Here is a 26,003-nt window from a genome sequence, read left to right on the forward strand (position 1 = left end):
GTCGGCAGGCTATGAGACTTGGACCTGGCCGGGCGGCAGCGTGCCGGTCGTCTGCTTCGAGAACGCGGCGGTCGTCGGATTCCTGCACGTCTTCGCGAGCGGCGAGAGCCTGCTCGCCGATTGGCAGCAAATCCAGCAGACCACGCTCGGCCGGCATGCGGCCTCGTTGCGCTCTGCAGGCACAAAGGCCTGGAACGTTTACGCCTTGTTCCTGGCTTGCGGCTCCGAACCGGCCCTCGCGCGGCAGATCGAGCGGATCGAGGAGGACTTCTCCATGACCCGAAAGATCGCGCGCGGCGACTTGCGCACGGTCGCCGATTTGCGAAGAACGTTGTTGCCCCTCCTGCCGGTTCTCAGCGCACCCGAGATCGGCGGGGCCGATTACCGGGCCCGTCTGCGGGCGCGGTTGAGCGACCTGCCGGACGACGCGGTGGCCGCGTTCCTGGGCGCGGCGAGCGCTTCCGAGGTGGCGCGCATCCTGGTGGATGCGCCATGAGGCTCGACTACCTCGAACTGTGCGGCTTCCGGGGCTTCCTGGAGCGCCAACGGGTGGATTTCGGCACTGGCTTCACCGTGATCTGCGGACGCAACGGCGTCGGGAAGAGCACGCTGTGCGACGCGGTCGAGTTCGCCCTCACCGGCCAAATCGACAAATACCTCGTCGACAAGGCGGCGAAGGAAAGCCTCGACGACTACGTCTGGTGGCGCGGCGAAGGCCAGCCGGAGGCGCACTTCGTCACCGTGGGATTCCGCGCCGATGACGGGAGCGGCTTCGCGGTGACGCGCTCGCGCGAGACCGGCGCAGACCGGGACGCGGCACGCATCGAGGCGATGCTCTGCGTTCCGGGCGCGAAGCCCGAGCGGGCCCTCCAGCAGGTCTGCAGGACATCCATCATTCGCGACGAATGGATCGCTGCGCTCAGCCTCGACCTAACGGAAACGCAACGGTTCGAGTTCGTGCGCGCGGCGCTGGGCGCCATCGAGGGTCCGGATTACGCCGCCAAGGCTCGCGAGGCCCTGTCCTCCGCCGAGGCCGTACACAATGCCGTCGCGCAGGCCTATGAGGAGGCGCGCGCACGTCTGACCGCGGCGCTGACCGACTTGGAGCAGATCCGGGACGTCGCCCTGCAGGCCGGGGACGTCGCGGCCGTCCTTGCCACCCTGGACGAGCTTACGCCTGGGGCCGGCCCCGACCTGGGAGCTCGGGTCGCGGCAGCTCGGAAGACGCTGGCCAGGCGCCGGTCGAACCTCGGCGAGATGGGATGGGTCGCCGACGAGGCTCGCGCGGTGGCCGCATTGCGCGACACGGTCGCGCGACAGGGCGACAGCGCAGGCCGGGACGCGGTGGCGGTGGCCGAAGCCGAGGTCGCGGTCCAGGAAGCCCGCCGCCAGCTGCAGGCCGCCGAGGCGCGCCTGGACCGGGAACAGGAAAGCGACGGCCTCGCCGCGTCGCTCGCGATCCTGGTCGATCACGGCAGCCGGATCGGCCTGCATGACGACCGTTGCCCGCTATGCCGCGCGCCGCAGGGCGCCCCCGAGTTCGAGACGGGGCTCGCATCCGCGCGCCAGCGCCTCGCCGCCCGGCGGTCGGCAGTGCCGGAGGCGCGAGGCGAGGTCGCGGCGGCCCGAACCCGGGTCGAGGATGCCGGCGAGATCCTGAAGCAGGCCGAGACGGTCGTCCATCGCCTCGCGTCCGCCCAAGCCGAGCTGGAAGCCCGGGAAGAGGCGCTTTCGGCCGAGCTCGTGCGACGTTCCCTGGATGGAGAGCTGGCCTACGACCCAGAGGCCCTGGAGGAGGTGGTGGAGGCCGAACGGAGTCGGTTGATCGACCTGGAACGGAGCATCCTCACCTTGGAAGCTTCGCAGGCGGTGGAACGCGTAACGGAGCTCGAAGCGCGCCTCGAAGCGCTTCGGGCAGAGGCCGACGACGCGAGCGACCGGCTCGCGCGCGCCCACGCTGCGGTGACGACCGCCCGGACGCTGGACCGTACGGTCCGCAGGACGAATGCCGAGATCATCGACGAGCGCCTGGCGGTTATCAGCCCGCTGCTGAACGAGCTGTACCAGCGGCTTCGCCCGCATTCCGAGTGGCGGACCATCGATTACGGCATACGCGGCGACGTCAGGCGTTTCCTGAGCCTGCGGGTCGGCAACGGCTTGAACCCGCAATTCGTGTTCAGCAGCGGGCAGAGGCGTGCGGCCGGGCTGGCCTTCCTCCTCTCCGTTCACCTGTCCCGGCCGTGGTGCAATTGGCGGACGCTCATGCTCGACGACCCGGTCCAGCACATCGATGATTTCCGGGCCTTGCACTTGGTCGAGGTCCTGTCGGCCCTGCAGCGGTCGGGCCGGCAGATCGTCTGTGCCGTCGAGGATCCGTCGTTGGCGGAATTGCTGTGCCGGCGCCTCATGAGCGAGCCCACGGCGCTCGGTCGCCGCCACGACCTGGATCTTGTTCCCGGCGGGGGTGCCTCGGTCACTCGCTCGACGGACATCGCACCAGCCATGGTCGGCGTGCTCAGGAGGGCAAGGGACCTGAGCGCGGCGAGCTGAAACGGCCTTGATTACCGACGGCGTCGGGACTGTGCTCGCCCCGGACCGGTGCTTCGACCCGCGGTCCCCGATTTCGTGACCTCGACGAGGGAAGAGGGCAGGGAGCTCGACGACCGCCTCGCAAACGCTCCCCGCTCTCCGCAGACCCCGTCCGACGTGGGTGGCGCCCTGCCCGTCGAAAGCGGAGAGCATTCCTGCGCGCGGCAATTCCGGGGAGTGGATGCCCGATCAGGCCGCGAAATCGAAAAGGTTTCGTCCCGGCCAGCGGTCCTGGCTCAAGCCCGACACGGGGATCATCATGTCCGCAGAGGGGCGCGCGGTCACGGGCGCCCCTCTGCGGAGGCCATCGGGTTCAAGCACATCCCGGGCGTGAGGACAGGATTCCCTGACAATCGGGACAAGCTCTCTTGAGTGCATACCATTGGCAGGGCCGCAAATCGGGACACGCTTTCCTGATAGTCTGCCTCGGCTGTCCTAGCCGTCCGGCTCGCCTCGTCCCGAGGCGGCTTCCTCGTGCGTGCCGGGCCGCCGTCCAGATCATCGTGGAGCGGCCGATCCGACCACGTGAGGACCGCAGCGACTGTATCGGCGAAGCCAGCCGAGCCGACCGCCAGGACGCCTTCGCGGGCCTGACCGATCTGGGCGCTCGACCGGATGCCCACCCCGGCGTTGGGGGCCGGTGGTATCCTCGCGGCCATTCCGAAAAGAAAGTACGGAAACCCGAAGGGCATGGCCCGGTCCGCAGATCACACTAAGGGTGCGGTCTGGACCCATCGGCCCTATGATCGAGCCGGCATCGGGTTTGATGCCGGCCTCTGTTTCCAAGGGTTGGACCAGGCATCCGCGCCTGGGCATGTCGGGTCTAGGGAGCAGGCGGACCACGTTCCCTACAAATCGAGATAAACTTAAATGAGGCCGCCCCTCGGGGAGTAACAGAAATCAAAACAAATTCTCATGTTAGCTTGCACCAAGGCGGGTTGTCGGATCTACTGCGGGCTGTGCTGCGCAGACTCGTTTCCGGAACCAGGCTGTAGTACAGCCGCCTCAATCCGAAAAACTGTGCCGGCGTGACGGTGAGACGAGGGCAATCTGTTATCCTCCGAGCCATTGAGGAAGCCGCAGTCGGTCGAGAACGCGGAAACGCGAGGCTGAGCGGACGTGAGGGGCCGTTCGCGAACAAGGTCAAACTTCTCTGTAAGCATGGATCTGTAAGGACAGAGTTCCGTGTGCTTTGGGCCAAGCTCATTTGAGAGCACTCCCTGTGGGGATCCCTCAAATCAGGACAAGCTTTGCCGAGAAATGACACGCTACGACGCGCCGCGCTCGGGCAGCCGCATCAGCGGCTCGCCCATGCGCAGGCGGGTGCCCTCCTGCAGATCCGGCATCAGGGTGAAGCCGGGCGGGGCCAGGACCACGATGGTCGAGCCGTGCTCGAACCAGCCCATCTCCGCGCCCTTCTCAAGGCGGGCGGTGCAGGGTAGGGGCCGGCCGGCGGTGCGGCGCAGGGCGACGCCCTCCGGCAGGAAGCCGAGGCGCAGGCCGGCCACCAGGATCGCCGCCACCGGCACCAGGGTCACGGTGTGGCCGGCGATCCGCAGGCGCAGCACGGCCCGCTCGTTGCGGCAGAACAGGGCCTCGACGCGCTTCAGCGCGATCGGGTTCACGTTCCAGGTATCCCCCCAGATGTGGCGGACCGATTCGACCCGGAGGTCGTGGGGCGCGTGGAAGCGGTGATACATCCCGGCCGTCAGCCGCAGGGTCGCGTAGGCGCCGCCCTCATGGGTGCGGGCCAGATCCGCATCGCCCCCGAGCAGGTCGGCCAGGCTGTAGGACAGGCCCTTGATCTGGAGCAGCCGGCCCGCCTCGATCCGGCCATGCGCGCCCAGGATCGCGTCGCTGGGGCTGACCAGGACGGTCGGATCCCGGGCGATCGGTCGGGCACCGGGGCGCAGCGCGCGCACGAAGGCGGCGTGGAGGCTCGGGAATCGGGTCTCGGCGGCGTCGCTGAGGTCGACGTCGCAGAACAGGCGCCAGGTCGCGATCGAGACGTCGCGCACCAGCGGCTGCTCGATCCGGCTGAACCAGCCCATGAACCTCGTCGCCAACCGTCGCGGCAGCCGGTTGGTGAGCAAAAAATTCAGATCCTCCTGGGCGCCGACCTGCGCCAGGGCGCGCCGCAGCCGCGATCCCGCCGAAACCGTCATCATGCCGTGAACCGCCTCCGATACGGCGTGGGGCGATGTCCGCACTCCTCGCCACCCTGTCCGCCACCGCCGCAGCCGCGGTGATCGCTCTGCCGAAGGCAGCGCAGCGCCTTCACTTGTCCCGGGCCAAGCATCCGTCCCTGACCGGGCACGCCCGGATGGCCCGACGGGTGGCGGGGCTGATCCCGCACTACGCCTATTCCGAGCGCGCCTTCTTCCGCTCCGACGATCCGGACGAGACGGTGGCGCTGCGCCGGGAGAACGGCTTCGCCCGGCTGGCCGAGCTCTACCGCACGCGGTTCGCCCGCACCCGGGCCGAGACCGACGCGGTGCGCGACGGGCTCTCGGACCTGCAATTCACCGGCCTGTACCGGGTGCCGTTCCAGTATGCCGGGCACGTGCGCGCGCATCTCGGCGCCGGGGCCTTCGCGGCCGCGTCGGAGGGCGTGACCGTCACGGATCTCGACGGCAATGTCTTCTACGACCTGGCCGGGTCCTACGGGGTCAACCTGTTCGGCGTCGATTTCTACCGCGCCTGCCTGGAGGCGGGTGCCGCCAAGGTCGCCGCCCTCGGACCTGTCCTGGGGCCGCTGCACCCGGTGGTCACCGGCAACGTCGCGCGGCTCAAGGCCCTGTCGGGCCTCGACGAGGTCTCGTTCCACATGTCGGGCACCGAGGCAGTGATGCAGGCGGTGCGGCTCGCCCGCTACCATACCGGCCGGCGCCGGATCGTGCGGTTCTGCGGCGCCTATCACGGCTGGTGGGGCGAGGTGCAGCCGGGCATCGGCAACCCGGTGCCGACGCGTGACACACTCACCCTGGCCGACATGTCCGAGCGGACGCTGAAGGTCCTGGCAAGCCGGCGGGACGTCGCCTGCGTGCTGGTCAACCCGCTCCAGGCGATGCACCCGAATGCCGGTGCGCCGTCCGATTCGGCGCTGGTCGACAGCGGCCGCAAGGCGTCCTTCGATCGCGCCACCTACACGACATGGCTGAAGGCGTTGCGCGCGGTCTGCACGGCGAACGGCATCGTGTTGATCCTCGACGAGGTCTTCCTCGGCTTCCGCCTCGCCCGGGGCGGGGCGCAAGCGTATTTCGACGTCCGCGCCGACCTGGTGACCTACGGCAAGACCCTGGGCGGCGGCCTGCCGGTCGGCGTGCTGTGCGGCCGGGCCGACCTGATGCGGCGTTTCCGGGAGGACCGCCCGGTGGACATCTGCTTCGCCCGCGGCACCTTCAACGCGCATCCCTACGTGATGGGTGCCATGAGCGCGTTCCTCGACCGGCTCGAGACGCCGGAGGTCGCCGCCCTGTACCGCGACCTCGACGCCACCTGGGACGCCCGGGCCGCGCGGCTCAACGCCCTGCTGGCGGAGGCCGAGTTGCCGGTACGGGTGGCGAACATGTCCACGGTCTGGACGGTCCTCTACACGCGGCCGTCGCGCTACAACTGGATGCTGCAATTCTACCTGCGTGCCGAGGGGCTGGCCCTGTCCTGGGTCGGGACCGGCCGGATGATCTTCAGCCTCGCCTACGACGACGCGGCGTTCGAGGCGGTCGCCGCCCGCTTCGTGGCGGCGGCGAACGCCATGCGGGCCGATGGCTGGTGGGAGGGCGGCGCCCCGACCGACAAGGCGATCCGCCGGGCGATCCTGCGCGAGGTCGCGGCGGTCCGGCTCGGCAAGCTGGGCGCCCGTCTCGGCCTCCGTGCGCCCGATCGGGCCTGATTGGCCTTCAGAGGGCTGCGGGCCCTTCGGAAGTGCCGTCGCAGCGCTCTGCCCTGCACCGGAACAAGGTCGAGGACCTACTGGAACCGGGACATGTCCGGCATCGCCGGGACCGGGGATCCCCCGGCTCGGCGATGCCGGTGGGGTCAGGCGCCGCGCTCGTGCGGCTCGTGCTCTTCGTTGAGCTCGCCGTGCAGCAGGGCCAGCGGCGCCTTGTGGTACAGCTTGATGTCGTGGAACGGGTCCGTGAGGATCTTGGTCGCCCAGACCAGGCCGGTCTGCACGTCGCGCACGAAGAACAGCTGCACGGTGCGGAACAGCAGGCCCGCGCCGGCCAGCCACAGCCAGATCCAGCCGACGTTGCGGATCAGGTCGGCGGTCGTCTGGTGCGGCTCGAGCAGGCCGAACAGGCTCGGATCGAAGTAGAGCGGCAGCGGCGACAGCGCCCAGATCGCCAGCAGCACGATCTTGCGCTGGAGATTGTAGCCGACCTTGATCTCTTCCTTGTGCTCGTGCGTCGCGTTGTTGACGTGGTCGTAGCCCTTCGGCTCGAAGAACAGATGGCCGGCCTGCCGGCTGGTCATCGCCACCAGCCATCCGACCAGCGCCGCCGTCGCGGGATCCTTGAAGGCCAGCGCGTAGGCCACCAGGAAGCTCACGGCACTGACCATGTGCAAGCTCTGGTTGATCCGGTTGTGGTGATAGTAGCGGTGGTCATCCCAGCGCTGGATGCGCAACGCCTCGAGAAAGCTCGCCATGCCGTACGTCTCCGTTCGATCGTGGGTGGGCTGGTAGAAGGCGGGCGCGATCAGGCGTCGCGCTTGCGCAGGCGGATCAGGGAGAAATGGCCGAGCGGCGGCAGGGCGCGGCGCTCGACGACCTCCACCGGGGCGGTCGCCGCCCAGGCGGCGTAGCGCTCCCAGGAAAACTCGGTCCGCCATCCCAGGCGGCTCGTGATCGGCATGAGCGTGTGCTCGACCAGGCGGCGCAGGCCGCCCTCGGCGCCGATCCGCGTGGTGATGACGATCTCGCCGCCGGGGCGCAGAACCCGGGCGAACTCGTCGAGGGCGGCCTCGGGATTCGGCACCGCGGTCACGACATACTGGGCGACCACCACGTCGAAGGAGGCGTCGCCGAAATCGAGATGCTCGGCATCCATGACGGCGAGGCGCTCGACGTTGCGCAGGGCCAGCCGGGCGACGCGGCTGCGCGCCTTCTCCAGCATCGGCGCCGAGATATCGATCCCGACGATGCTGGCCGCCCGCCGGTAGGCCGGCAGGGACAGGCCTGTGCCGACGCCAACTTCGAGGACGCGCCCGCCGATCCGCTCGGCCGCGGCTGCCGCCAGGGTCCGGCCCTGGGCGAAGACCGGGCCGAACACCAGGTCGTAGACCGGCGCCCAGCGGCCATAGGCCTTGGCGACGCCGTCGCGATCGAGGTCGGGGCCGAGCGTCGCCGCCCGCGGTGAACCGGTGCTCTGCGTTCCGAGGGCCATGAGGGTCCTGTCTCTCGCTGTCTGTCAGGCTGAGGCACCCGGCCGCCGGCCGCGTCGCGGGCCGAGGGATCCGGGATTCAGGGGGTGACCGGGCTCAGGCCCGGACCAAGATCACGCTGGGTTCGGGCACCGCCGCACGGCTGGGTCGCGACGCCGGTTCCGGCGGCGCCGATCCGCGGGCGGGAAACACATCGGAGCGGCCGCATGGGCTGGCTGAAAGCGGTCGATCCGCCGATGACATCACAGACATCGCGCGGGCGCGATCAGACGAAACGGCGGCGCCGGAGGCGCAAAGCTAAGCGGAACGTCATCGGCCCCACACCGTTTCTCCGCGGCGATCTTTCCGCCGGCAAAACTATGATTGTCGTTTGACGATGTTGTGACATCACAAAAGGGTCTTTTACGGAAATCCGCTTCGCTGGCAAAGCATTGGCTATGCAACAACACGGCTCGAGACCCCGATCGTCTGCGGAATCTCGTTCGGCAGCCGGATGCGACGCCCCCGATACGGGCGCGCCGATACGGGCTTCACCGGCCCGGACCGGCGGCAGGTCTCGTTCACGATGATGCGAAACGCCGGGCCGGACGTCTCAGCGGTCGGCCGGGCTTGCGCTATGGTTCGAATACCACAGTGCTGGCGGACGGTTTGTCCGACATCTTCTCGCCCTGTTGTCGACGAGATGTTCCCCGGTATCGGTTGAAGACCATGGCGCCGTTTCGCGCCGAAGGAGTGTTTCGCGTGATCGAACAAATGCGGCGTATGACCCTGGCTGTGGCGGCGATCGCCGGGCTCGCCGGAATGGCCGGTGCGGCGGAGGCCGCGCAGTGCGGCAACACGGCGGCGGGATTCGAGGCCTGGAAGCGGGAATTCGCTCAGGAGGCGCGCGGCAAGGCCAGCGCGGCGAGCCTGGCCGCCCTCGAGGGCACCAGCTACTCCACGGCCACGATCTCGGCCGATCGCGGCCAGCGCAGCTTCAAGCTGTCCCTGGAGCAGTTCCTCGCCAAGCGCGGCGGCCCGACCATCGTGTCGAAGGGCCGTCAGCTCAAGCGCACCAACGCGGCCCTGTTCGATTCGATCGAGCAGCGCTACGGCGTCCCCCCGGGGCCGCTCCTGGCGATCTGGGGCATGGAGACCGGCTTCGGCGCGGTCCGCGGCAACGTCAACACCCTCTCGGCGGTGGCGACCCTCGCCTACGATTGCCGCCGCTCCGATTACTTCACCGACCAGCTCTACGCGGCGCTGACCCTGGTCGACCGCGGTCTGCTGTCGCCGAGCACCCGCGGCGCGGCGCACGGTGAGGTCGGCCACACCCAGTTCCTGCCCAAGAACGTCCTGACCTACGGCACCGGCGATCTGAACAATGTCGGCGCCGCGCTGTCGTCGACCGCGAACTTCCTGAAGGCGCATGGCTGGCGCGCCGGCGCGGGCTATCAGCCCGGCGAGCCGAACTTCGCGGCGATCCAGGGCTGGAACGCCGCGTCGGTCTACCAGCGGGCCATTGCGCAGCTCGGAAAGCAGATCGATAACGACTGAAAATTGATCGATTGCGGATGAGACCAAGCATTCAGGCCTGAAATCTCTATCCGCCCGAAAATGGTCCCGATCGAACCGCAATCGACCACGTCGCCGCCGCAGAAAAGCCGGCCGGGCCCCGCTGATTCATCCCGGCGGGGCCGGCCGGCCCATCGATTCGCGTTGACGGCCTTCAGAGGCCGCAGCGCCGATGATCCGGCAGGCGCCCGCTCCGCGACGAGAGCATTGGCGCCCGCATGGCTATCGACTCCGTGCCGCTGGACGGCCCCACCCCCCGTACTGCGCGCCATCCCTATGCGGCGCCCCTGGCAGCCCTGACCGCCGCGGTGGCCCTCGCCGCCCTTGGAACCGGTCTCCCGCCTGCGGGACGTCCGTCCGCGGACCGGCCGGCCGCAGCCGCCCCGCCGGTCGCGCAGAGCGAATCACCCATCGAGTCCGCGACCCACGCGGCCGACGCGGAAGCCCCGGCGCCCGAAGCCTGGGGCGATGCCATTGGCGGGCCCCTCTCACGGTGGGCGTGGACGCAGATCGAACCACCCCTGCCGATCCCGGAGGCCGCGCCCGCCCCGGAGGTGCAACCGACCGAGACCCCACGGGCGGCCATGATCGTTCCGCTCCCCGTTCCGCGGCCGCCCGAATTCCGATCCACCCGCGGCCCCGATCTCGCCCGCAGGGCCGAGCGGCGGATCGCCCGCCGCGAGCCCGCGCCGGTGCCGATGCAGCCCCGGGAGGACGACCGCTCGTTCCTGGAGAAGCTGTTCGGCGTCGAGCGCGCCCCCGGGCTCGCCTATGCCGCCCTCGAGAGCCGGCCCGCGGATCTCGTGCCGCAGCGGCGCATCTCGCCGCCGCTCGCCCCCACCGATGCGCGCCCCACGGCCGGCACCGCCGTCTACAACATCGCGGCGCGGGTCGTGATCCTGCCGAGCGGCGAGCGCCTCGAAGCCCATTCCGGCCTCGGCGAAGGGTTTGACGAGCCGCGGATGGTCAATGTGCGGATGCGCGGCCCGACGCCTCCGGGCACCTACGATCTGAAGGAGCGGGAGCAGCTGTTCCACGGGGTGCGGGCGATCCGGCTCACCCCGGTCGGCGGCAACGAGGCGGTCTATGGCCGCGACGGCCTGCTGGCCCATACCTACATGCTCGGCCCGCGCGGCGATTCGAATGGCTGCGTCTCGTTCCGCGACTACGACCGGTTCCTGCAGGCGTATCTGCGGGGCGAGGTCCAGCGCCTCGTCGTCGTTGCGGGGACCCAGGATCCGCTTCCGAGCCTCGCCATGGGCTCGGCGCGCACCCAGATGGCCCGGAACGGCAACTGAGCTTCGCCCGACCGAAGCTCCACACGTCCGCCTCCGGTCAGACGGGTCAGCGATCGACGCCCGAGCGTTCCGCCTGCAGCAGGGCTTCGACCGCGCCGACGAAGCGGGCACGCGCCTCGGGCTTGGCCGCATCGAGATACGCCGCGACGAGCTTGAGCAGATAGCTCTCCGTCTCGTCCCCGGTACCGTAGAAGGCCGAGACGGGCAGCCCCAGGGCGTCCGAAATATTGCTCAGCCGATCCCGGGACACGGCCGCCGGTTTGTCGGACCCCTGCCTCATGAAACCGTCTCCCGATGCCCCGTCCGGGCGAGGCTGGCATACCGTATCCAGGCTTTACGTCGCGCGTTCAACGCACCTTTGTGCCGCGGCTCACTATAGAGGTCCATAACGCGGGCGATATCCATAATAACAACCGGGCAACGCGATCGTCCAACCCGGTTATTTTGCACCATCATGGTTCGATATGACTATGGGTCGCCTGCCGGCCGATCCACCGCAACGTCGGATAAGGAGCCCCAGAGCCGGAGAGCGCTCCGATCCGACGGATCGGTTTGCCTGTCCCCGTCGGCCCGGGGTCAGATCCCGAGGCGGCCGATCGCCGGCAGCTTGATCCCCGGCCGGCGCAGGTCGATCCCGGCCACGCCACCCAGCAGGTTGAGCTCAAGCCCCTCGACCCAAGCAAGCGTCAGGCCGAGATAGCCGCCGAAATTGATCCGGATTCCCGTGCCCGACGGCGTCCAGCCGATCCAACGGCCGTCATAGGGAAAGTCCTTGCCGATCGCGGTGGCCGGCAGGCTCGCCCGCATCTCCGGCACCGCGGCCATGACGGCCGCCACGAAGGTGTTCGAGTTCGGGCCCGGCCAGACCACGTAATCGCCCGGACTCGCGTAGCGGTACTCAGCCACCGCCTTGCGGATGCGCGGGACCATCGCCTCGGCGTCGGACCCGTCGGCCGCGAAGACGACCTCCGGGGCGTTCCCGAACCAGCGCCCGTCGGGCACGAAGCGGTCGATCCAGATCGGTTGGCCCCAAGCCGTGTAGTCGAAGCGGCGATAGCGGCGCTCGCCGCTGCCCTTGATCACGATCCAGCTATGGGTCGCGACGATGCCCCGCCAACTCACGGTGCGGGCGGAGAAGATCCGCACGACGGCATCGGGATGGGATTCGGCCGGCGGAAGGAGACCGGCGCTGGACCGGTCGGCCGAGCGCCAGTCGCCGTCGGCACGCAGCCAGTACAGCGTCGCCGAGACCGCGACCGGCACAAGGAAGAGGAGGACGAGCGCGAGGAGCGCGAACCTGATCAGGGACACGAAGCGGGCCGGGGCGTGACGGGGGACGGGCCGGATGTAGGGACGGCAAACCGCGGTTCACATGCGGCCGAACGGTGCAGCTCGGCTCAGACTTCGCGCGACAGCGCGTCGAGGAACAGTGTCGTGGCGAGCAGGTCGGCGCAGCCCCCCGGGCTCAGGCGCGCCGCCACGAAGCCGCGATGGATCGCGACGGCGCGGTCGCGCCAATCGGGGGCGGCGATCCCCCCCGCGTCGAGAAAGGCCGTGGCGGCGTCCCGCGCCCGGGTCAGCCCGTCCGCGCCGCCGCGGTGGAGCAGGTTGGTGTCGTCGAGGACGGCCAGGAGCGCGAAGAAACACTGCACCCGGGCGGCCTCGGGATCGTCCGGCGCGTGGACTCGACCGAGGCGCAGCGCCGGCAGGCCCACGGCGCGGATAGTCGGAAATCCTCCGGCCGCCTCCGCGCTGGCGCCGCCGACGCCGTAGCGGCGCGCGGCCCGTCCGCCATGGCTGTCCGCCGAGGCCGGCGCGCCTGCGATCGCCCCGCCCCACAGACGCGCCACAGCCTCGGCCCGCACTTCTGCCGAAGCAGGGACCGGTCCGGCCACGCCCGCGCCGGCGCAGATCAGCCCGAGCGAGAAGATGGCGCCGCGATGCGCGTTGACGCCACCGGTCGCCGCCAGCATCGCCGCCTCGGCCCTGAGGCCGATCGCCCGGAGCTCGTCCATCCCGGCCTCGCGCCTGCCGGCGGCCACGAGCGCGGCGAAATAGGGCCGGATCGCCGCCGCGCTGCGGCGCAGCGTGCCCGCATCCATGTCGTGGTGGCTGCCCGAATCGACCGGGCTGACGAGACCCGGCTTGGGCCAGGTTTCCAGCTCGTCGATCAGCGCCGCATGGGCGAGATCGGCGACGCGCTCGGCCCAGAGTTCCGACGCGGGGAGGGTATCCTGGAGGCCGAGGTCAGAAATGCGGCCTCTCCGGCGCAGCTTCGACATGTCGCCGTGGGTCGCCCAATGCAATCGACCCTGCAAGCGTAGCGCGGGCCTGCTACTGATCCGCGGATCACTGGTCAATTCCGCCGCCCTGCTGCGCCGAGGACCGCCGAGAAAGCCGGTGCTCGGTGCCGTGATCCTAGCCGAGCCGGACCGGCGTAGTTGCGTAGACTTCAACCGCGTACTTCAGCCCTGCGGACACGATCACAGCTGTAGAGGAAGGATGCAATCGGCACAGGCTCCGCGCGTCGCGACGAGGCGCACCGGACAACGCTCGAGACGAGACGCCGGCAGTGTTTGAGCAAGGCACGACCTTGGATCCATCGCGCCGGCCTGACCCCATGCTTGCGCTCAGCGGCGGAATACCACCCCGATGAAGGCGTGATGGCGCACCCCGCCGTAAGCGGCGGCCAGAGCGGGGGCTGTCGGCTTATTTTGTAAGTGCCTTAAGAAAGCTACAGCGAAAACCCCATTTGCGCACGCGGTTCCCCGGGGGGTACATTCGCTTGAATAGGCGAGCACTGGCTTGGCCCGGCTCTTGTTCAAACGCTTTGCCGCCCGGGGGACGCCCACCGTCGGGCCGGAGGCGGTGCGCCACGCGGTGCTGGCCGAGGAGAGCCGGAAGGTTCTCGGCGTGCCGCGCGCCTGAGGGTTCACCGCGCCGGCGGCTCCCAGATCGCGAGGGCGGAGGCGTCCACGGGGCGGGGCAGGAGGCCTTCGGCCCGGAAGGTGTCGGCGATTGTCTGCTGCTCGGACAACCCGGCGCGGGTGACCGGCTCCACCCGGTAGCTGCGGCGCGCGTTCGCCCGCAGGATCACCTCGGGCTCGATCTTCCAGAGGGGCGCCAGGCGCGCCGCCGCCTCGTCCGGCTGGGCCTTCACCCAGGCGCCGGTCTCGGCCAGCTGACCGAACAGGGCGGCGAGCACCGGGCCGTTGGCGGCCACGTAGGGATCGGCCGCGAGATAGTAGCGCTTGTACAGCGACAGCCCGGCGCCGTCGCGCAGGACCCGCGCGCCGGATTGCTGCCGGGCCGCGGAGAGGAACGGATCCCAGGCGACCCAGGCCTCGACGCCGCCGCTGGTGAGCGCGGCCCGGCCGTCGGCGGGCGTCAGGTAGGCCGGGGTGATGTCCTTGAAGGTCATGCCGGCCTCGGCAAGGGCGGCGAGCAGCAGGTAATGGCTGCCCGCCCCCTTGGTGACGGCGACCCGCTTCCCGCGCAGATCCGCGACCGCCTTGGCAGGCGAGGCTTCGGGCACCAGGATCGCCTGCGCATCCGGGGAGGGCGCCTCCTGGGCGATGTAGGTGATCCGGGCGCCCGCCGCCTGCGCGAAGATCGGGACGGTGTCGGCCACATCCGCCGAGACGTCGATCTGCCCGGCATTGAGGGCCTCCATGATCGGAAGCCCGCTGGTGAATTCGTGCCAGGACAGACCGGTCCCGAGCGGCGCCAATGCCTTCTCCAGGTTGCCGTTCTGGCGCAGCAGCGCGATCAGCGTCGAGGACCGCTGGTAGCCGATGCGCAGCGTCGTAGCCGCCTGGGCGGCGCGCAGGGGCGTGACGAGGGCGGCGGCGGCAAGGCCGGTGAGCAGGCTTCGGCGGGTTTCGGGCATCGTATCATCCGGGGCGAGGGCGCTTGCTGCACTCTACCACCCGGTGCGCGCCTCCGGTGCAAGCGGCCGGTGTGACGCAGCCGGCCGACTCCGATCAGGTCGCCTGGCCGAGGATCTCCAGGATCGTCCGGCGCAGCCGGACGAGGTCGGGATCGTCCCGGTGGCGCGGGTAGGGCGCCACGACCGGCAGCTCGGCCCGGATCGCGGCCGGGCGGTCGCCCAGCACGATCACGCGTTCGGCCAGGATCAGGGCCTCCTCGACATCGTGGGTGACCAGCACCGCCGTGAAGCGCTTCTCCTGCCAGAGCCGCAGGATCTCGGCCTGCATCGCCAGGCGGGTCAGGGCGTCGAGCTTGCCCAGGGGCTCGTCGAGAAGCAGCAGGCGCGGCTCGTTGACCAGCGCCCGGGCCAGGGCCGCCCGCTGCGCCATGCCGCCGGAGAGCTGGTGCGGGTAGGCATCCGCGAAGCCGGACAACCCGACGAGCCCCAGCGCCCTGTCGATGCGCGCCGCGCGGGCGGCGCGGCCGACGCCCTGGGCCTCGAGCCCGAGGGCGACGTTCCCGCGCACAGTCCGCCACGGGTACAGGGTCGGATCCTGGAACACGAGGAGCCGGGACGGGTCCGGCCCCTCGACCAGCTGCCCATCGACCGTGATCGCCCCCTGATCCGGCGGCTCCAGGCCGGCCACAAGCCGCAGCAGGGTGGACTTGCCGCAACCCGAGGGTCCGAGGAGCGCCACGAACCCGCCCGGCGCGACGGTGAGGCTGACCCGGTCGAGCACCGGCAGGGGCGCACCGCGGATGTCGAAGGCGTGGCTGACCGCCTCCACCTGCAGGCTGGCTCCGAGGGCCTGGTCGATCGCTTGTTCCTGCGTCGCGGCTACCATTGCACCAGCCCTTTCTGCCAGGCGAGGAGCCGGTCTCGCAGGCGGAACAGCAGGGTGATCAGCGACGAGCACATCAGGGCCATCACGATCAGCGCCGCGTACATGTTGGCGTAGGCCGCCCAGCCCTGGGCCCATTGCAGGTACCAGCCCAGCCCCGACTTCACGCCGAGCATCTCGGCCACCACCAGCACCGCGAAGGAGCCGCCGAGCCCCATGAAGAGCCCGACGAAGACGTGCGGCAGCGCCGCCGGGATCGCCACCCGCAGGATCAGGAAGCTGCGCGAGGCACCGAGCGTGCGCGCCACGTCGAAATAGGCATTGTTGACGCCCGCCACCCCGGACCAGGTCAGCACCGTCACGGGAAAGCCGGTGGCCAGGGCGACCAGGAAAGTGCTCGCCGACCACGAGGACGGGAAGACGAAGAAGGCCAGCGGGAGCCACGCGGTCGCCGGAAGCGGCCCGACGAAGCGCAGCACCGGATGGGCCCAGTAGCCGACCGCTCTGAAGGTCCCGATCGCGACCCCGAGCACGAAACCCAGCCCCGCCCCGAAGGCGTAGCCGCCGGCCAGCAGGATCAGCGAGTTCAGCGTGCTGCCGCCGAGCTTCGGCCAATCGTCGAGGAATACTTCGAGGATCGCCTGGGGCGGCGGGAAGAACGGCATCGGCAAGAGATCGAACTTCGCCGTGACCAGCTCCCAGGCCAGCAGGGCGACGGCCAGAGCCACCAGCCACGGGCTCCAATGCCGGAGTCGCGAACCGGCGGTCCCGAGCCGCCCGGCGGCCAGCCCCAGCGGCAGCAGCACCAGGCCGACAAGTCCGGCGCCCTGCGCGAAGAAACCCGTCCGCGGGAAGTCGCCCGCCTCCGGCAGTTCGAGGGTCGCGCCGGCCAGGACCAGCCAGGCGAAGCCGGCCGTGAGGATACCCCAGGACGGGATAGGCAGGCGCGTGACGCCGGCGCTGCTGCGCGGGGCCGTGCCGGCGGTGATGCTTCCGGACATGAGGCGCCTCAGCTCAGCACGTCGGCGTAGATCCGCTCGGCGAACTTGGCCGTGTCGGTCGAGCGCTTGAGAACGTTCACGAGCTTCAGCTCGTCCCCGTAAAGGGCGAGCTGCTGCTTGAGCCGGCCGCCGACCGGGCTGTCGCCGTGCTGCTGGTTGCGCAGCATCGCGGCGAGATCGCCGATCGAACCCTTGCCGCCATATCCGGCGAACGCCTTCGCGGCCGCCTCGGGGTTCTCGTGGACGGCGTGCCCGCCCTCCAGGATCGCCCGGGTCAGCGCGGTGGCGACCGCCCGATCGTTCCGCAGCAGGGTGCCGCGGACCGCCACGACGCAACAGGTTCGGTCGGCGTATTCCCCGGACAGGTTGGTCGAGATCTCGGTGAAGCGGGGATCCTTCAGCCAGATCCAGGTGCGCGGGTCGCCATCGGCCAGGGCCTGGGCCTCGCCCTTCTCAACGGCGAGGTTCAGGAGCTCGGCCGGGTATTGGCGCCATTCCACGCCATTGTCCGGGTCGATCCCGGCCTTGGCGAGCAGCAGGCTGAAGAAGTTCTTGGCCGGGCTCGCCTGATCGCTGATCGCGACGGTCTTGCCCTTCAGGGACGCGATGTCGGTGATGCCGCTGGCCTTGTCGGCGAGGAGGCGCAGGCAGCCGCCATGCACGCCCGCGGTGATCTTCACGTCGAAGCCCTGCTCCAGGGGCTTGAGCCAGCGCAGGGCCATGCCGATTCCCGCATCGGCCTTGCCGGTGGCGATGGCCTCTAGCAGCGCCTCCGTGGAGCCGCCGAAATTGACGAACTCCACGTCGAGCCCGTGCCGGGCGAAGATGCCCTGCTCCTTGGCGACCGGGGCCGCGGCGGTGCAGATCGCGGTGGCGTTCCAGGCGAGCTTCACCGGCCGCAGCGGGGCCGCAGGAGCCTCGGCCGCCACGGGCCGGCAGAGCGGGCCGGGATCGAACGGGGCGCCGGGCCCGGGCGCCCAGGCCTGGCTCGCACCGATGCCCAGGCCGAAGGGCGAGGCCATCGCGGCGGCGCTGGCGCGCAGCAGCAGGCGGCGCGAGGGCATCCGGGCCGAATCCTGGGGTCCCGGATGTGACGGGTCGTCAATCATCGCACGTCTCCGGGCCGCGCGACCGCGCGGCGATGTGGTCCGACGCAGGACGTGGCCCGGCCATGTGGCCGAGCCCATCATGCATCCTCATATTTGGTGAATGATCCGTCGAGGGATCAACAGAACGAGTATTCGGTCGCACCGGAGCAGAGTCAACGAAAGCGTCTTCTGATCTTTTCGGGGACTCGGAAAAGTTCTTCGCTAGCTTGGCTCGTCGCCCGGGACGATCTGCGTTCCACAATCAGGCCGAGCCGACGCGGTACTGGCGCGGCGGCTCGGTGCCGTTCACCGCGAAGGCGCCGACGATCCGGTCCCGGTAGATCCGGGGATTGTGCGACGCGATGGTGCGGGCGTTGCGCCAGTAGCGATCAAGGCCGAGCCCCTGCTTGACCGCCGAGGCACCCAGCGCGTCGAACAGGATGGTGGTCGCTTCGAGGACGAGATTGGTCACGACGGTGACCGCCTGGTTGACCTCGACATCCGCCAGGGCCGTGGCGCGCTCCGCCTCGGGACCCGGCGCGTCGCGGTGCAGCTCATAGGAACGTTGCAGCGCCTCGGCCGCCTTCAGCGCCACCGCACCGGCCGCGTAGGCGTTGCCGCGCACCCGGCCGACCACGGCCAGGATCTGCGGATCCTCTGCGGTGCGTCCGGCATTGCCGTGGCTGTAGACACGGTTCCGCTCGGCGACCAGGCGCCCGACATCCTCGGCCGCGGCGCGCCCGATCCCGGCGAGCGTCGCGAGATGGACCAGCTGGAAGAACGCCATCGCGTAGGGGAAGCGCGCCGGATCGGGCTTGATCAGGTCGGGCGACAGGACGACGTCCTCGAAACGGATCGTGCCGCTCGCGGTGAGCGCCTGGCCGAACCCGTCCCAATCGTCCACGATCTCGACGCCCGGCGCCCGGGTCGGGACCGCCGCCGTCAGGGCGTTGCCGTCCTCGTCATCGGCGGAGAGATGGATGTAATCCGCAAACAGCGAGCCGGTGGTGTAGAACTTCTTGCCCGACACGACCCGCTCGGCGCCGCGGCGGCGCACCACCGTGTCGAACTGGCCGACCTTGGCGGGGCCGGTCTCGGAGACGCCGCTGCCCACCGTCGCGCTGGCGGCGATCCTGACGATCCAGCGGGCGCGCCAGTCCGGGTCGGTCGAGCCGAGCACGTCCTCGGTGAAGCCGAAATGGGCCCGCAGCGCGTTGGTGACGTTGGAATCGGCCTGCGACAGCTCGATCAGCAGGTTGAACAGCTCGGGCAGGCTGGCCCCGTGGCCGCCCGCCTCCACCGGCAGGCGCAACGTGGTGAAGCCGGCCTCCTTCAGCCAGCCGATCTCCGCATGCGGCAGGCGGTGCGTGCGGTCGCGCTCGACCGCCGTGGCCCGGATCTCGGCGAAGGTGGGCCGGAAGCGCGCGGCCAGTTCCTCGTAACGCTCACTCGGGCCAGCGCCCCAACCCGCATCCCGCTGCGTCATCGCCCGAAGCTTCCCATCCTGATCGTCGCGGCCGATGCCGGACGGCGTTCGGCGCGAGACCTATGGATTCGCCAAGTCGAGCTGTGATCTCAAGCGGCAATGCGAGGAAAACGACCCGTGTCGATCGATTTGGAACCGCGATCTCTTCGCGCACTACTGTGCGAACAGGTGTTTCTCAGCGTCTGCTCTTTCGAGAAACAACATTCTCGTCGAAAAGCGACGCGGTGGGCGCAGGGCGGCATCGTGGAGAGAGACGCGCTCCCGAAGCGGCCCGGCGGGACCGCCGGACGAATCGTCTCGCAACACGCGGTCGGCGATGTGCCGACCGCTGTGATTGCGCCCGCTACCAGCTCGGCAGCACGGTGCTGCCGAACGTCTTCTCGATGAACGCCTTGACCTCGGGGCTGCGATAGCTCTCCACGAGCGCCTTCACCCAGGGCTGATCGCGGTCGGCTTCCCGGACCGCCAGGAGGTTCACGTAGGGCCCCTTCGGCTCCTCCTTGAGGATCGCGTCCGAGGGTTTCAGGCCGGCGGGCGTGGCGAAATTGGTGTTCACCGCCGCGGCGTCGACATCGTCCAGCGACCGGGGCGTCTGCGCCGCGTCGACCTCGATGAACCGGAGCTTGCGCGGGTTCTCGACGATGTCGGCGACCGTCGGCTTGAACCCGGTGCCGGCCTTCAGCTTGATCACGCCCTTGTCCTGCAGGAGCAGGAGCGAGCGGCCGCCATTGGTCGGATCGTTCTGGATCGCGATCGTGCCGCCATTCGGCACCGCGTCGAAACTCTTGTGCCGCTTCGAGTAGATCCCGAGCGGGAAGTTCACCGTCGGGGCGACGCCGACAATCCTGTAGCCGCGATCGGCCTTCTGGTTGTCGAGGAAGGGCTGGTTCTGGAACGAGTTCGCCTCGATCTCCCCGGCCGACAGCGCCTCGTTCGGGACCACGTAATCCGAGAACTCGATGATCTGCAGGTCGAGGCCGTTGCGCGCCGCGACGGGTTTCGCCGCCTCCAGGATCTGCCCGTGCGGTCCCGGCGTCGCGCCAATGCGGACCCGCTTCAGGGGCTCCGCGTGCCCGATACCGGGCAGCACGAGGAGGGCGGCAAGCACCAGGCGACGCAACATGGCAGGCGGTCTCGCGATTTCGGGGGCGAACGGGTCTGCGGCTCAGCTCTGGCGGTGGCGCCGGTTGAGGCGGCGCGCGAGGCGCTCGCCGGCACTCTGGAACACCTGCACGAGCACGATCAGGACGATCACGACCGCCAGCATCATGTCGGGCCGGAAGCGCTGGTAGCCGTAGCGGATGCCGAGATCGCCGAGACCGCCGCCGCCGACCGCGCCGGCCATGGCCGAGTAGCCCACCAGCGACACCACCGCGAGGGTGAGCCCTAGGACGATGCCGGGCAGCGCCTCCGGGATCAGCACCTTGCGGATGATCTGGGCCGGGCTCGCACCGAAGGCCCGGGCGGCCTCGACCAGACCGTGATCGACCTCGCGGATCGCCGCCTCGACCAGCCGCGCGATGTAGGGCGTGGCCGCCACCGTCAGCGGCACGCTGGCGGCGTAGGTCCCGATCGAGGTGCCGGCCACCAGCCGGGTGAACGGGATGATCGCCACCACCAGGATGATGAAGGGCGTCGAGCGCGTCGCGTTGACGATCACGCCGAGGGCGGCGTTGAGGGCGGGCGCGGCCAGCAGCTCGCCGCGCTGGCTCGTCGCCAGGAACACGCCGAGCGGCAGACCGAGCAGCGTGCCGATGACGGAGGCGAGCGCCACCATGGTCAGCGTGTCGGCGGTGGCCTGGACCAGCAGGTTGATCAGCTCAGGCGACACGGGCGGCCCCCTGGGCGGCGTCTTGAGCGGCGTCTTGGGCCGGCGGCAGATAGCCGAGGAAGTCGGCCGGGATGCCGAGGCCGGCGAGATAGGCCTGGGCCCGGGCGGTGACGTCCGGTCCCGGCGAAAGGCCGACGGCCAGGGAGCCGAAGCGCTGGCCGCCGATCTCGTCCACCGCGCCCGCCAGGATCACGGCCTCGATCCCGGTCTCGCGGGCGAGTCGGGCGATGATCGCGGTGTCGGCCTGCGCCCCCCGCAGCGACAGGCGCAGCACCGGCACGCCACCGGGCCGCGGATCGGCGGAGATCCGCTCGGCGAGGCCGGCCGGCAGGTCGAGCCCGACTTCGCCCGCGAGCAGGCTGCGGGTCACCTCGGCCTGGGGCCGGGTGAACACCTCGTAGACCGTGCCGCGCTCCACGATCGCGCCGCGGTCGATCACCGCCACATCGTCGGCGACCGCCCGGATCACCGACATCTCGTGGGTGATGAGCACGATGGTCAGGCCGAGGTCGCGGTTGATCCTCTTCAGCAGGGCCAGGATCGAGCGCGTCGTCTCCGGATCGAGGGCGGAGGTGGCCTCGTCGGAGAGCAGCACGTCCGGCTCGGTGGCGAGCGCCCGCGCGATGCCGACGCGCTGCTTCTGGCCGCCGGACAGCTCCGCCGGGTAGCGGCCGGCCTGCGCCTCAAGCCCGACGAGGGCGAGCAGTTCCGCGACGCGCGCCCGGATCGCCGCGCGTTTCCAGCCCGCAAGCTCCAGCGGCAGGGCGACGTTGTCGGCGACGTTCCGCGAGGACAGCAGGTTGAAGTGCTGGAAGATCATGCCGACCCGGGCCCGCACATTCCGCAGGTCCCGCTCGGACAGGCTCGACACCTCGGCGTCGCCGACCACGACCCGGCCGGCGCTCGGCCGCTCGAGGCCGTTGATCAACCGGATCAGCGTCGACTTGCCCGCGCCGGAGCGCCCGATCACCCCGAGGACCGTGCCGGCCGGGACCGAGAGGTCGATCCCCGAGAGCGCCGAGACGAGCGCCGCGCCCTTCCGCGCCGGATAGGTCTTCGAGACGTTCTCGAACCGGATCAACGGCGTGCTGGCGGGTTCGCTGGACGGCGGCAGGGTGGACACAGCCTGTGGGTGCTCCTCGAGCGGGACCGGTGGGTCCGCAATGCTATCGGGTGATCCGCAAGCGATCTGTATGACGGCCGACGCCGAGAGCGGTCAAGGAAAGGCGGGCACATAGTTTCCCGGCTCCAGAGAACGTTTTTTTGTGTTTCGCAATTCAGGCAGAATAATTTTTCCAGCCAAGATCGCCGATTGGCCTTGGCTCAGGGCGAGTGCGCAAAACCCAATTCCGGGGGACTCACGGCGTGCGGAAGTCTCCATCCTTCATCCTGTCGCCTGAGGAGAAGGTCTGTTCTTCGAAGCGCCGCGAATTCGAAACCTTGTTTCATTGATCGCCCGACGCCCGCGGGCTTCAATAATGGTCACGCGCTCCCGCAGCCGTCGAACCGAGGATGTCGGTTCCGGCGTGCACGACGCCGGGCGCTCACCGACCGGAGTCCACGATGACCGACGATACGCCCGCAGGACGGTTCCCGTCCCGCCGGACGCTCCTCTTGGCCGGCCTGGGCGCGGCGGCGCTGCCCGTCGCGTCGCCTCCGGCGCGTGCGGCAGCGCGCGAGGTGAAGATCAGCATGCAGCGCTCCTCGGTGTTGTTCACGATCCTCAAGGTGAAGGGCACCCTGGCCGAGCGCCTGGCGCCGCTCGGCTTCACGCCGACCTGGCACCTGTTCACCAACGTCCTCGAACCGATGAATGCCGGCGCGGTCGACATCCATGCCGACGTCGCCGACGCGGTGCCGATCTTCACCCAGTCGGCGCGGGCGCCGCTGACCTTCTACGCCCGCGAGCGCGGTGCGCCGGCCGCCGAGGCGATCATCGTGCCGGCGGATTCGCCGATCCGCACGGTCGCCGACCTCAAGGGGCGGACGGTGGGCGTCTCGCGCGGGTCCGGCAGCCACTACGTCCTGGCCGCGGCCCTGAAACGGGCGGGCCTCGGCTTCGACGACATCCGGCCGGCCTATCTCCAGGCGCCCGAGGGGGCGGCCGCCTTCGAGCAGGGCAGCCTCGATGCCTGGTCGATCTGGGACCCGTTCCTGGCCTTCGCCGAGGCCAAGCGGCCGGTCCGCACCATCGCGGACGGGTCCGGCCTGACCAGCTACCACCGCTACTACCTCGTGAACGACAGCTTCGTCGCCGCCCATCCGGAGGTGGTCGCCACGGTGTACCGGGCGCTGGTCGAGGCGGGGCAGTGGGCGAAGGCCAACCCGGAGGCGGCGGTGGCGCTGCTCGCCCCCGTCTGGGGCGACCTGCCCCCCGCCGTCGTGGCGGCAGCCAATGCCCGGCGCACTTACCTGGTGGAGCCGGTGGAGCGGGGGCAGCTCGGCGAGCAGCAGGCGATCGCCGACACCTTCCTCGACGCCAAGCTGATTCCGCGCCGGATCGACGCCACCGACGTCCCGGTCTGGACGCCGCCGGCGGTGAAGGGCTGAGCCGATGGCCGACGCACCCCGTTTCGGCATCTGGGCCGCCGTCCACGGCTCCCGGGCCGCCCATCACGATCCCGACGAACCGGACGACGCGAGCTGGGAGCGCAACCGCGCCCTGGTGCTGGAGGCCGAAGCCCTCGGTTTCGATTCGGTGCTGGTCGCCCAGCACACGATGAACCCCTACGACGAGAACCGCGACCAGCTCGAAGCCTGGACCGCCGCGGCGGCTCTGGCGGCCCTGACCCGGCGGATCGAGATCATCGCGGCGATCAAGCCGGGCCTGTACCACCCGGTGGTGCTCGCCAAGATGGCGCTCCAGATCGAGCATGTCAGCGGCGGCCGCTTCGCGCTGAACCTCGTGAATGCCTGGAACCGGGCCGAGTTCGAGCGGGCCGGCCTGCCGTTCCCGGCCCATGACGACCGCTACGCCTACGGGCGCGAGTGGATCGCCCTCGTGGACCGGCTGATGCGCGGCGAGCGCGTGACCTTCGCGGGCGCGCATTTCCAGGTCCAGGATTACCAGCTCCGCCCCGCCGGCACCGACCGGCCGCGGCCCCGGATCTATCTCGGCGGCGAATCCGAGCCGGCCCGGGCCCTGGCGGCCGATCACGCCGATATCTGGTTCATCAACGGCCAGCCGCTCGCGGATGTCCGCGGCCTGATCGCCGATGTCGCAAGCCGTCCCGCGGCCAACGGGCCGCTGCGCTACGGCCTCTCGGCCTTCGTCATCGCCCGCGAGACCGATGCGGCGGCGGAGGCCGAGCACGACCGCCTCCTCGCCCTGGCGCAGCGCGACGCGGCTCTGCGCGCCAACACCCGTGCCCGGACCGATACGGCGAGCGTCATGTTCGCCAAGACCGACGCGGCGGCGAGCCGCCATGTCGGCACCAATGGCGGCACCGCGGCCGGCTTGGTCGGCAGCTACGAGACGGTCGCGGCCCGCATCCGCGCCTTCCACGCGGCCGGTATCGACCTATTCATGCTGCAATTCCAGCCATTCGAGGCCGAGATGCGCCGGTTCGCCGAGCAGATCCTGCCGCGCGTTCGCTGACTCAGGATCTCCAATGAGCGCGCGCCGCGAACTCCACCTCAACGTCAACCTGCTGCATGCCGGCGTCTATCCCTCGGCCTGGCGGCTGCCGGACAGCCGCCCGGACGCGTTCGTCGATATCGACCACTACGTGCGCGTCGCCCGGGTGGCGGAGCGCGGCAAGCTCGACGCGATCTTCCTGGCCGACACACCGGCGATCAACGACCGGATCGATCACCGGCCGTTCATGGCGCTCGAACCGACCATCGTGCTGGCGAGCGTGGCCGCCGCGACCACCCATATCGGGCTGATCGCGACCGCCTCGACCAGCTACAACGAGCCCTACAACCTCGCCCGGCGCTTCGCGACGCTCGACCTCGTCAGCCGCGGCCGGGTCGGCTGGAACGTGGTCACTACGGCGGACGCCGCAGCCGGCCGCAATTTCGGCTTTGCCGGGGCCTCCGAGCACGGGGCGCGCTACGCCCGGGCCCGGGAATTCACCCAGGTCGTTCACGCCCTCTGGGACAGCTGGGAGGACGACGCGCTCGTGGGCGACAAGGCGACCGGGCGCTTCGCCGACAGCGCCAAGGTCCATGCCATCGACCATCGCGGCACCCATTACAGCGTCGCCGGCCCGCTCACCGTGCCGCGCTCGCCGCAAGGGCGGCCCGTGACGGTGCAGGCCGGCGGCTCGGAGGACGGCCGCGACCTCGCCGCCGCCACCGCCGACGCGGTGTTCTCCCTGGCCCAGACCATCCCGGACGGCGCGGCCTATGCCGCGGATCTGCGCGCCCGGGCCGCGCGCTATGGCCGGGATCCCGCCGCGATCGTCGTGCTGCCGGGCCTCGCCACGGTGATCGGCGGCACGGAGGCCGAGGCGCGCCGGCGCCAGGACGAACTCTGGGAGCTCGTGCCGATCGCGTACAGCCTCGCGCGCCTGGCCGGGACGCTGCGCATCGATCCCGAGCGGCTCGACCTCGACAAGCCGCTGCCCGACCCGCTGCCGCTGCCCCCCGACGCCAACCACACGATGTTCCAGGGCACCGTTGCGCTCGCCCGGCGGGACAACCTGACGGTGCGTCAGCTCCTGCGCGCGCTGGGCGGCGGCGTCGGCCACCGCATCATCGTCGGCACGCCCGAGCAGGTCGCTGACGACATCGAGGCCTGGTTCCGCGCCGGCGCCGCCGACGGGTTCAACCTGATGCCGGACGTGCTGCCGGACGGCTTCGAGACCTTCGTGGACGCGGTCGTGCCGATCCTGCAACGGCGCGGCCTGTTCCGGCGGGATTACGAGGGCACGACGCTGCGCGAGCATCTCGGGCTCGAACGGGTCGCCTGGACCCCGCCCGCCGGCCGCCGCTAGCGCGCGCATGACCGGCCCGGATGCCGGTTCGACGGAAAGCGCGCGCGGATCGTCGCGGA

The 26,003-nt window shown here is 70.2% G+C and carries 23 protein-coding genes; 9 read left to right on the forward strand and 14 right to left on the reverse strand.

The features are described from left to right. The first annotated feature begins 40 nt into the window (after positions 1-40). Complete coding sequence (locus tag LGR69_RS01815) at positions 41-496, forward strand: hypothetical protein (protein ID WP_230364976.1); 456 nt, start codon at positions 41-43, stop codon at positions 494-496. Next, entirely contained in the window at positions 493-2,550 is a 2,058-nt protein-coding gene (locus LGR69_RS01820) for an ATP-binding protein (protein WP_007565629.1), read from the forward strand. Before LGR69_RS01815 ends, LGR69_RS01820 begins: the two co-directional genes overlap by 4 nt. A 1,307-nt stretch (positions 2,551-3,857) precedes the next feature. Here the strand turns inward: LGR69_RS01820 and asd are convergent. Continuing rightward, positions 3,858-4,757, reverse strand: a complete 900-nt coding sequence (gene asd / locus LGR69_RS01825) for an archaetidylserine decarboxylase (RefSeq protein WP_230364977.1) — start codon at positions 4,755-4,757, stop codon at positions 3,858-3,860. Between the two features lie 32 nt (positions 4,758-4,789). Between asd and LGR69_RS01830 the strand changes: the two genes are divergently transcribed. Continuing rightward, positions 4,790-6,481: an aminotransferase class III-fold pyridoxal phosphate-dependent enzyme gene (locus LGR69_RS01830; protein WP_230364978.1), complete on the forward strand. Its 1,692-nt coding sequence runs from the start codon at positions 4,790-4,792 to the stop codon at positions 6,479-6,481. Positions 6,482-6,627: 146 nt separating this feature from the next. Here LGR69_RS01830 and LGR69_RS01835 read toward each other — a convergent pair whose 3' ends face one another. Together LGR69_RS01835 and LGR69_RS01840 are read right to left on the reverse strand one after the other, a co-directional pair. After that, complete coding sequence (locus LGR69_RS01835; protein ID WP_007565635.1) at positions 6,628-7,239, reverse strand: hypothetical protein; 612 nt, start codon at positions 7,237-7,239, stop codon at positions 6,628-6,630. Between the two features lie 50 nt (positions 7,240-7,289). Beyond that, a complete protein-coding gene (locus LGR69_RS01840) occupies positions 7,290-7,976 on the reverse strand; it encodes a class I SAM-dependent methyltransferase (protein WP_091861572.1) in 687 nt (228 codons plus the stop codon). Between the two features lie 751 nt (positions 7,977-8,727). Between LGR69_RS01840 and LGR69_RS01845 the strand changes: the two genes are divergently transcribed. Beyond that, positions 8,728-9,510, forward strand: a complete 783-nt coding sequence (locus LGR69_RS01845) for a lytic murein transglycosylase (protein ID WP_039903410.1) — start codon at positions 8,728-8,730, stop codon at positions 9,508-9,510. 236 nt (positions 9,511-9,746) lie between these two features. Further along, the gene (locus tag LGR69_RS01850) at positions 9,747-10,826 is read left to right on the forward strand and encodes a DUF2778 domain-containing protein (protein WP_230364979.1); all 1,080 of its coding nucleotides are present in this window, start codon (positions 9,747-9,749) and stop codon (positions 10,824-10,826) included. A gap of 46 nt (positions 10,827-10,872) precedes the next feature. Here LGR69_RS01850 and LGR69_RS01855 read toward each other — a convergent pair whose 3' ends face one another. From LGR69_RS01855 to mdcB, 3 genes are all read right to left on the reverse strand, one after another. After that, positions 10,873-11,106 carry a hypothetical protein gene (locus LGR69_RS01855; protein WP_230364980.1) on the reverse strand — a complete coding sequence of 78 codons (234 nt, stop codon included), beginning with the start codon at positions 11,104-11,106 and terminating at the stop codon, positions 10,873-10,875. A 296-nt stretch (positions 11,107-11,402) separates the two neighbouring features. Then, positions 11,403-12,137, reverse strand: coding sequence for a DUF3750 domain-containing protein (locus LGR69_RS01860; protein WP_230364981.1), 735 nt, complete (start codon positions 12,135-12,137; stop codon positions 11,403-11,405). An 86-nt stretch (positions 12,138-12,223) separates the two neighbouring features. Further along, positions 12,224-13,108: a triphosphoribosyl-dephospho-CoA synthase MdcB gene (gene mdcB, locus LGR69_RS01865; protein ID WP_230364982.1), complete on the reverse strand. Its 885-nt coding sequence runs from the start codon at positions 13,106-13,108 to the stop codon at positions 12,224-12,226. A gap of 523 nt (positions 13,109-13,631) precedes the next feature. On the opposite strand from mdcB, the gene LGR69_RS31760 reads away from it, so the two are divergent. Continuing rightward, positions 13,632-13,754 carry a hypothetical protein gene (locus LGR69_RS31760; RefSeq protein ID WP_268868315.1) on the forward strand — a complete coding sequence of 41 codons (123 nt, stop codon included), beginning with the start codon at positions 13,632-13,634 and terminating at the stop codon, positions 13,752-13,754. A gap of 4 nt (positions 13,755-13,758) precedes the next feature. Here LGR69_RS31760 and LGR69_RS01870 read toward each other — a convergent pair whose 3' ends face one another. The 8 genes from LGR69_RS01870 to LGR69_RS01905 form a co-directional block, all read right to left on the reverse strand. Continuing rightward, positions 13,759-14,715, reverse strand: coding sequence for an aliphatic sulfonate ABC transporter substrate-binding protein (locus LGR69_RS01870; protein WP_230364983.1), 957 nt, complete (start codon positions 14,713-14,715; stop codon positions 13,759-13,761). Between the two features lie 94 nt (positions 14,716-14,809). After that, positions 14,810-15,601, reverse strand: a complete 792-nt coding sequence (locus LGR69_RS01875; RefSeq protein WP_230364984.1) for an ABC transporter ATP-binding protein — start codon at positions 15,599-15,601, stop codon at positions 14,810-14,812. After that, complete coding sequence (locus tag LGR69_RS01880; protein ID WP_007565650.1) at positions 15,595-16,599, reverse strand: ABC transporter permease; 1,005 nt, start codon at positions 16,597-16,599, stop codon at positions 15,595-15,597. Before LGR69_RS01880 ends, LGR69_RS01875 begins: the two co-directional genes overlap by 7 nt. Before the next feature lie 8 nt (positions 16,600-16,607). Then, on the reverse strand, positions 16,608-17,708 hold the full coding sequence (locus LGR69_RS01885) for an ABC transporter substrate-binding protein (protein WP_230364985.1): 1,101 nt from the start codon (positions 17,706-17,708) through the stop codon (positions 16,608-16,610). 241 nt (positions 17,709-17,949) lie between these two features. Continuing rightward, positions 17,950-19,173 carry an acyl-CoA dehydrogenase family protein gene (locus LGR69_RS01890; protein WP_230364986.1) on the reverse strand — a complete coding sequence of 408 codons (1,224 nt, stop codon included), beginning with the start codon at positions 19,171-19,173 and terminating at the stop codon, positions 17,950-17,952. Positions 19,174-19,516: 343 nt separating this feature from the next. Then, positions 19,517-20,296 (reverse strand): MetQ/NlpA family ABC transporter substrate-binding protein, encoded by a 780-nt coding sequence (locus tag LGR69_RS01895; protein WP_091861538.1) that lies wholly within the window; start codon positions 20,294-20,296, stop codon positions 19,517-19,519. 42 nt (positions 20,297-20,338) lie between these two features. Continuing rightward, positions 20,339-21,004 (reverse strand): methionine ABC transporter permease, encoded by a 666-nt coding sequence (locus LGR69_RS01900; protein ID WP_230364987.1) that lies wholly within the window; start codon positions 21,002-21,004, stop codon positions 20,339-20,341. Beyond that, positions 20,994-22,127 (reverse strand): methionine ABC transporter ATP-binding protein, encoded by a 1,134-nt coding sequence (locus LGR69_RS01905; RefSeq protein ID WP_230364988.1) that lies wholly within the window; start codon positions 22,125-22,127, stop codon positions 20,994-20,996. Before LGR69_RS01905 ends, LGR69_RS01900 begins: the two co-directional genes overlap by 11 nt. Positions 22,128-22,567: 440 nt before the next feature. On the opposite strand from LGR69_RS01905, the gene LGR69_RS01910 reads away from it, so the two are divergent. The 3 genes from LGR69_RS01910 to LGR69_RS01920 are packed head-to-tail and all read left to right on the forward strand — an operon-like array spanning position 22,568 to position 25,944. Beyond that, positions 22,568-23,554: an aliphatic sulfonate ABC transporter substrate-binding protein gene (locus LGR69_RS01910; protein ID WP_230364989.1), complete on the forward strand. Its 987-nt coding sequence runs from the start codon at positions 22,568-22,570 to the stop codon at positions 23,552-23,554. Positions 23,555-23,558: 4 nt separating this feature from the next. After that, positions 23,559-24,602: an LLM class flavin-dependent oxidoreductase gene (locus LGR69_RS01915; RefSeq protein WP_007565658.1), complete on the forward strand. Its 1,044-nt coding sequence runs from the start codon at positions 23,559-23,561 to the stop codon at positions 24,600-24,602. A gap of 13 nt (positions 24,603-24,615) precedes the next feature. Then, complete coding sequence (locus LGR69_RS01920) at positions 24,616-25,944, forward strand: LLM class flavin-dependent oxidoreductase (RefSeq protein ID WP_230364990.1); 1,329 nt, start codon at positions 24,616-24,618, stop codon at positions 25,942-25,944. Positions 25,945-26,003: the final 59 nt, after the last annotated feature.

Source organism: Methylobacterium brachiatum, from assembly GCF_020523825.1.
Classification (GTDB): Bacteria; Pseudomonadota; Alphaproteobacteria; order Rhizobiales; family Beijerinckiaceae; genus Methylobacterium; species Methylobacterium brachiatum.

Coding starts and splice junctions, on each gene's coding strand:
- LGR69_RS01835 (WP_007565635.1), bottom strand. CDS start 7,239: ATGGCGAGCTTTCTCGAGGCGTTGCGCATCCAGCGCTGGGATGACCAC.
- LGR69_RS01915 (WP_007565658.1), top strand. CDS start 23,559: ATGGCCGACGCACCCCGTTTCGGCATCTGGGCCGCCGTCCACGGCTCC.
- LGR69_RS01875 (WP_230364984.1), bottom strand. CDS start 15,601: ATGGTAGCCGCGACGCAGGAACAAGCGATCGACCAGGCCCTCGGAGCC.
- mdcB (WP_230364982.1), bottom strand. CDS start 13,108: ATGTCGAAGCTGCGCCGGAGAGGCCGCATTTCTGACCTCGGCCTCCAG.
- LGR69_RS01820 (WP_007565629.1), top strand. CDS start 493: ATGAGGCTCGACTACCTCGAACTGTGCGGCTTCCGGGGCTTCCTGGAG.
- asd (WP_230364977.1), bottom strand. CDS start 4,757: ATGATGACGGTTTCGGCGGGATCGCGGCTGCGGCGCGCCCTGGCGCAG.
- LGR69_RS01855 (WP_230364980.1), bottom strand. CDS start 11,106: ATGAGGCAGGGGTCCGACAAACCGGCGGCCGTGTCCCGGGATCGGCTG.
- LGR69_RS01895 (WP_091861538.1), bottom strand. CDS start 20,296: ATGTTGCGTCGCCTGGTGCTTGCCGCCCTCCTCGTGCTGCCCGGTATC.
- LGR69_RS01840 (WP_091861572.1), bottom strand. CDS start 7,976: ATGGCCCTCGGAACGCAGAGCACCGGTTCACCGCGGGCGGCGACGCTC.
- LGR69_RS01890 (WP_230364986.1), bottom strand. CDS start 19,173: ATGACGCAGCGGGATGCGGGTTGGGGCGCTGGCCCGAGTGAGCGTTAC.
- LGR69_RS01870 (WP_230364983.1), bottom strand. CDS start 14,715: ATGCCCGAAACCCGCCGAAGCCTGCTCACCGGCCTTGCCGCCGCCGCC.
- LGR69_RS01885 (WP_230364985.1), bottom strand. CDS start 17,708: ATGATTGACGACCCGTCACATCCGGGACCCCAGGATTCGGCCCGGATG.
- LGR69_RS01845 (WP_039903410.1), top strand. CDS start 8,728: ATGCGGCGTATGACCCTGGCTGTGGCGGCGATCGCCGGGCTCGCCGGA.
- LGR69_RS01920 (WP_230364990.1), top strand. CDS start 24,616: ATGAGCGCGCGCCGCGAACTCCACCTCAACGTCAACCTGCTGCATGCC.
- LGR69_RS01880 (WP_007565650.1), bottom strand. CDS start 16,599: ATGTCCGGAAGCATCACCGCCGGCACGGCCCCGCGCAGCAGCGCCGGC.
- LGR69_RS01910 (WP_230364989.1), top strand. CDS start 22,568: ATGACCGACGATACGCCCGCAGGACGGTTCCCGTCCCGCCGGACGCTC.
- LGR69_RS01850 (WP_230364979.1), top strand. CDS start 9,747: ATGGCTATCGACTCCGTGCCGCTGGACGGCCCCACCCCCCGTACTGCG.
- LGR69_RS01830 (WP_230364978.1), top strand. CDS start 4,790: ATGTCCGCACTCCTCGCCACCCTGTCCGCCACCGCCGCAGCCGCGGTG.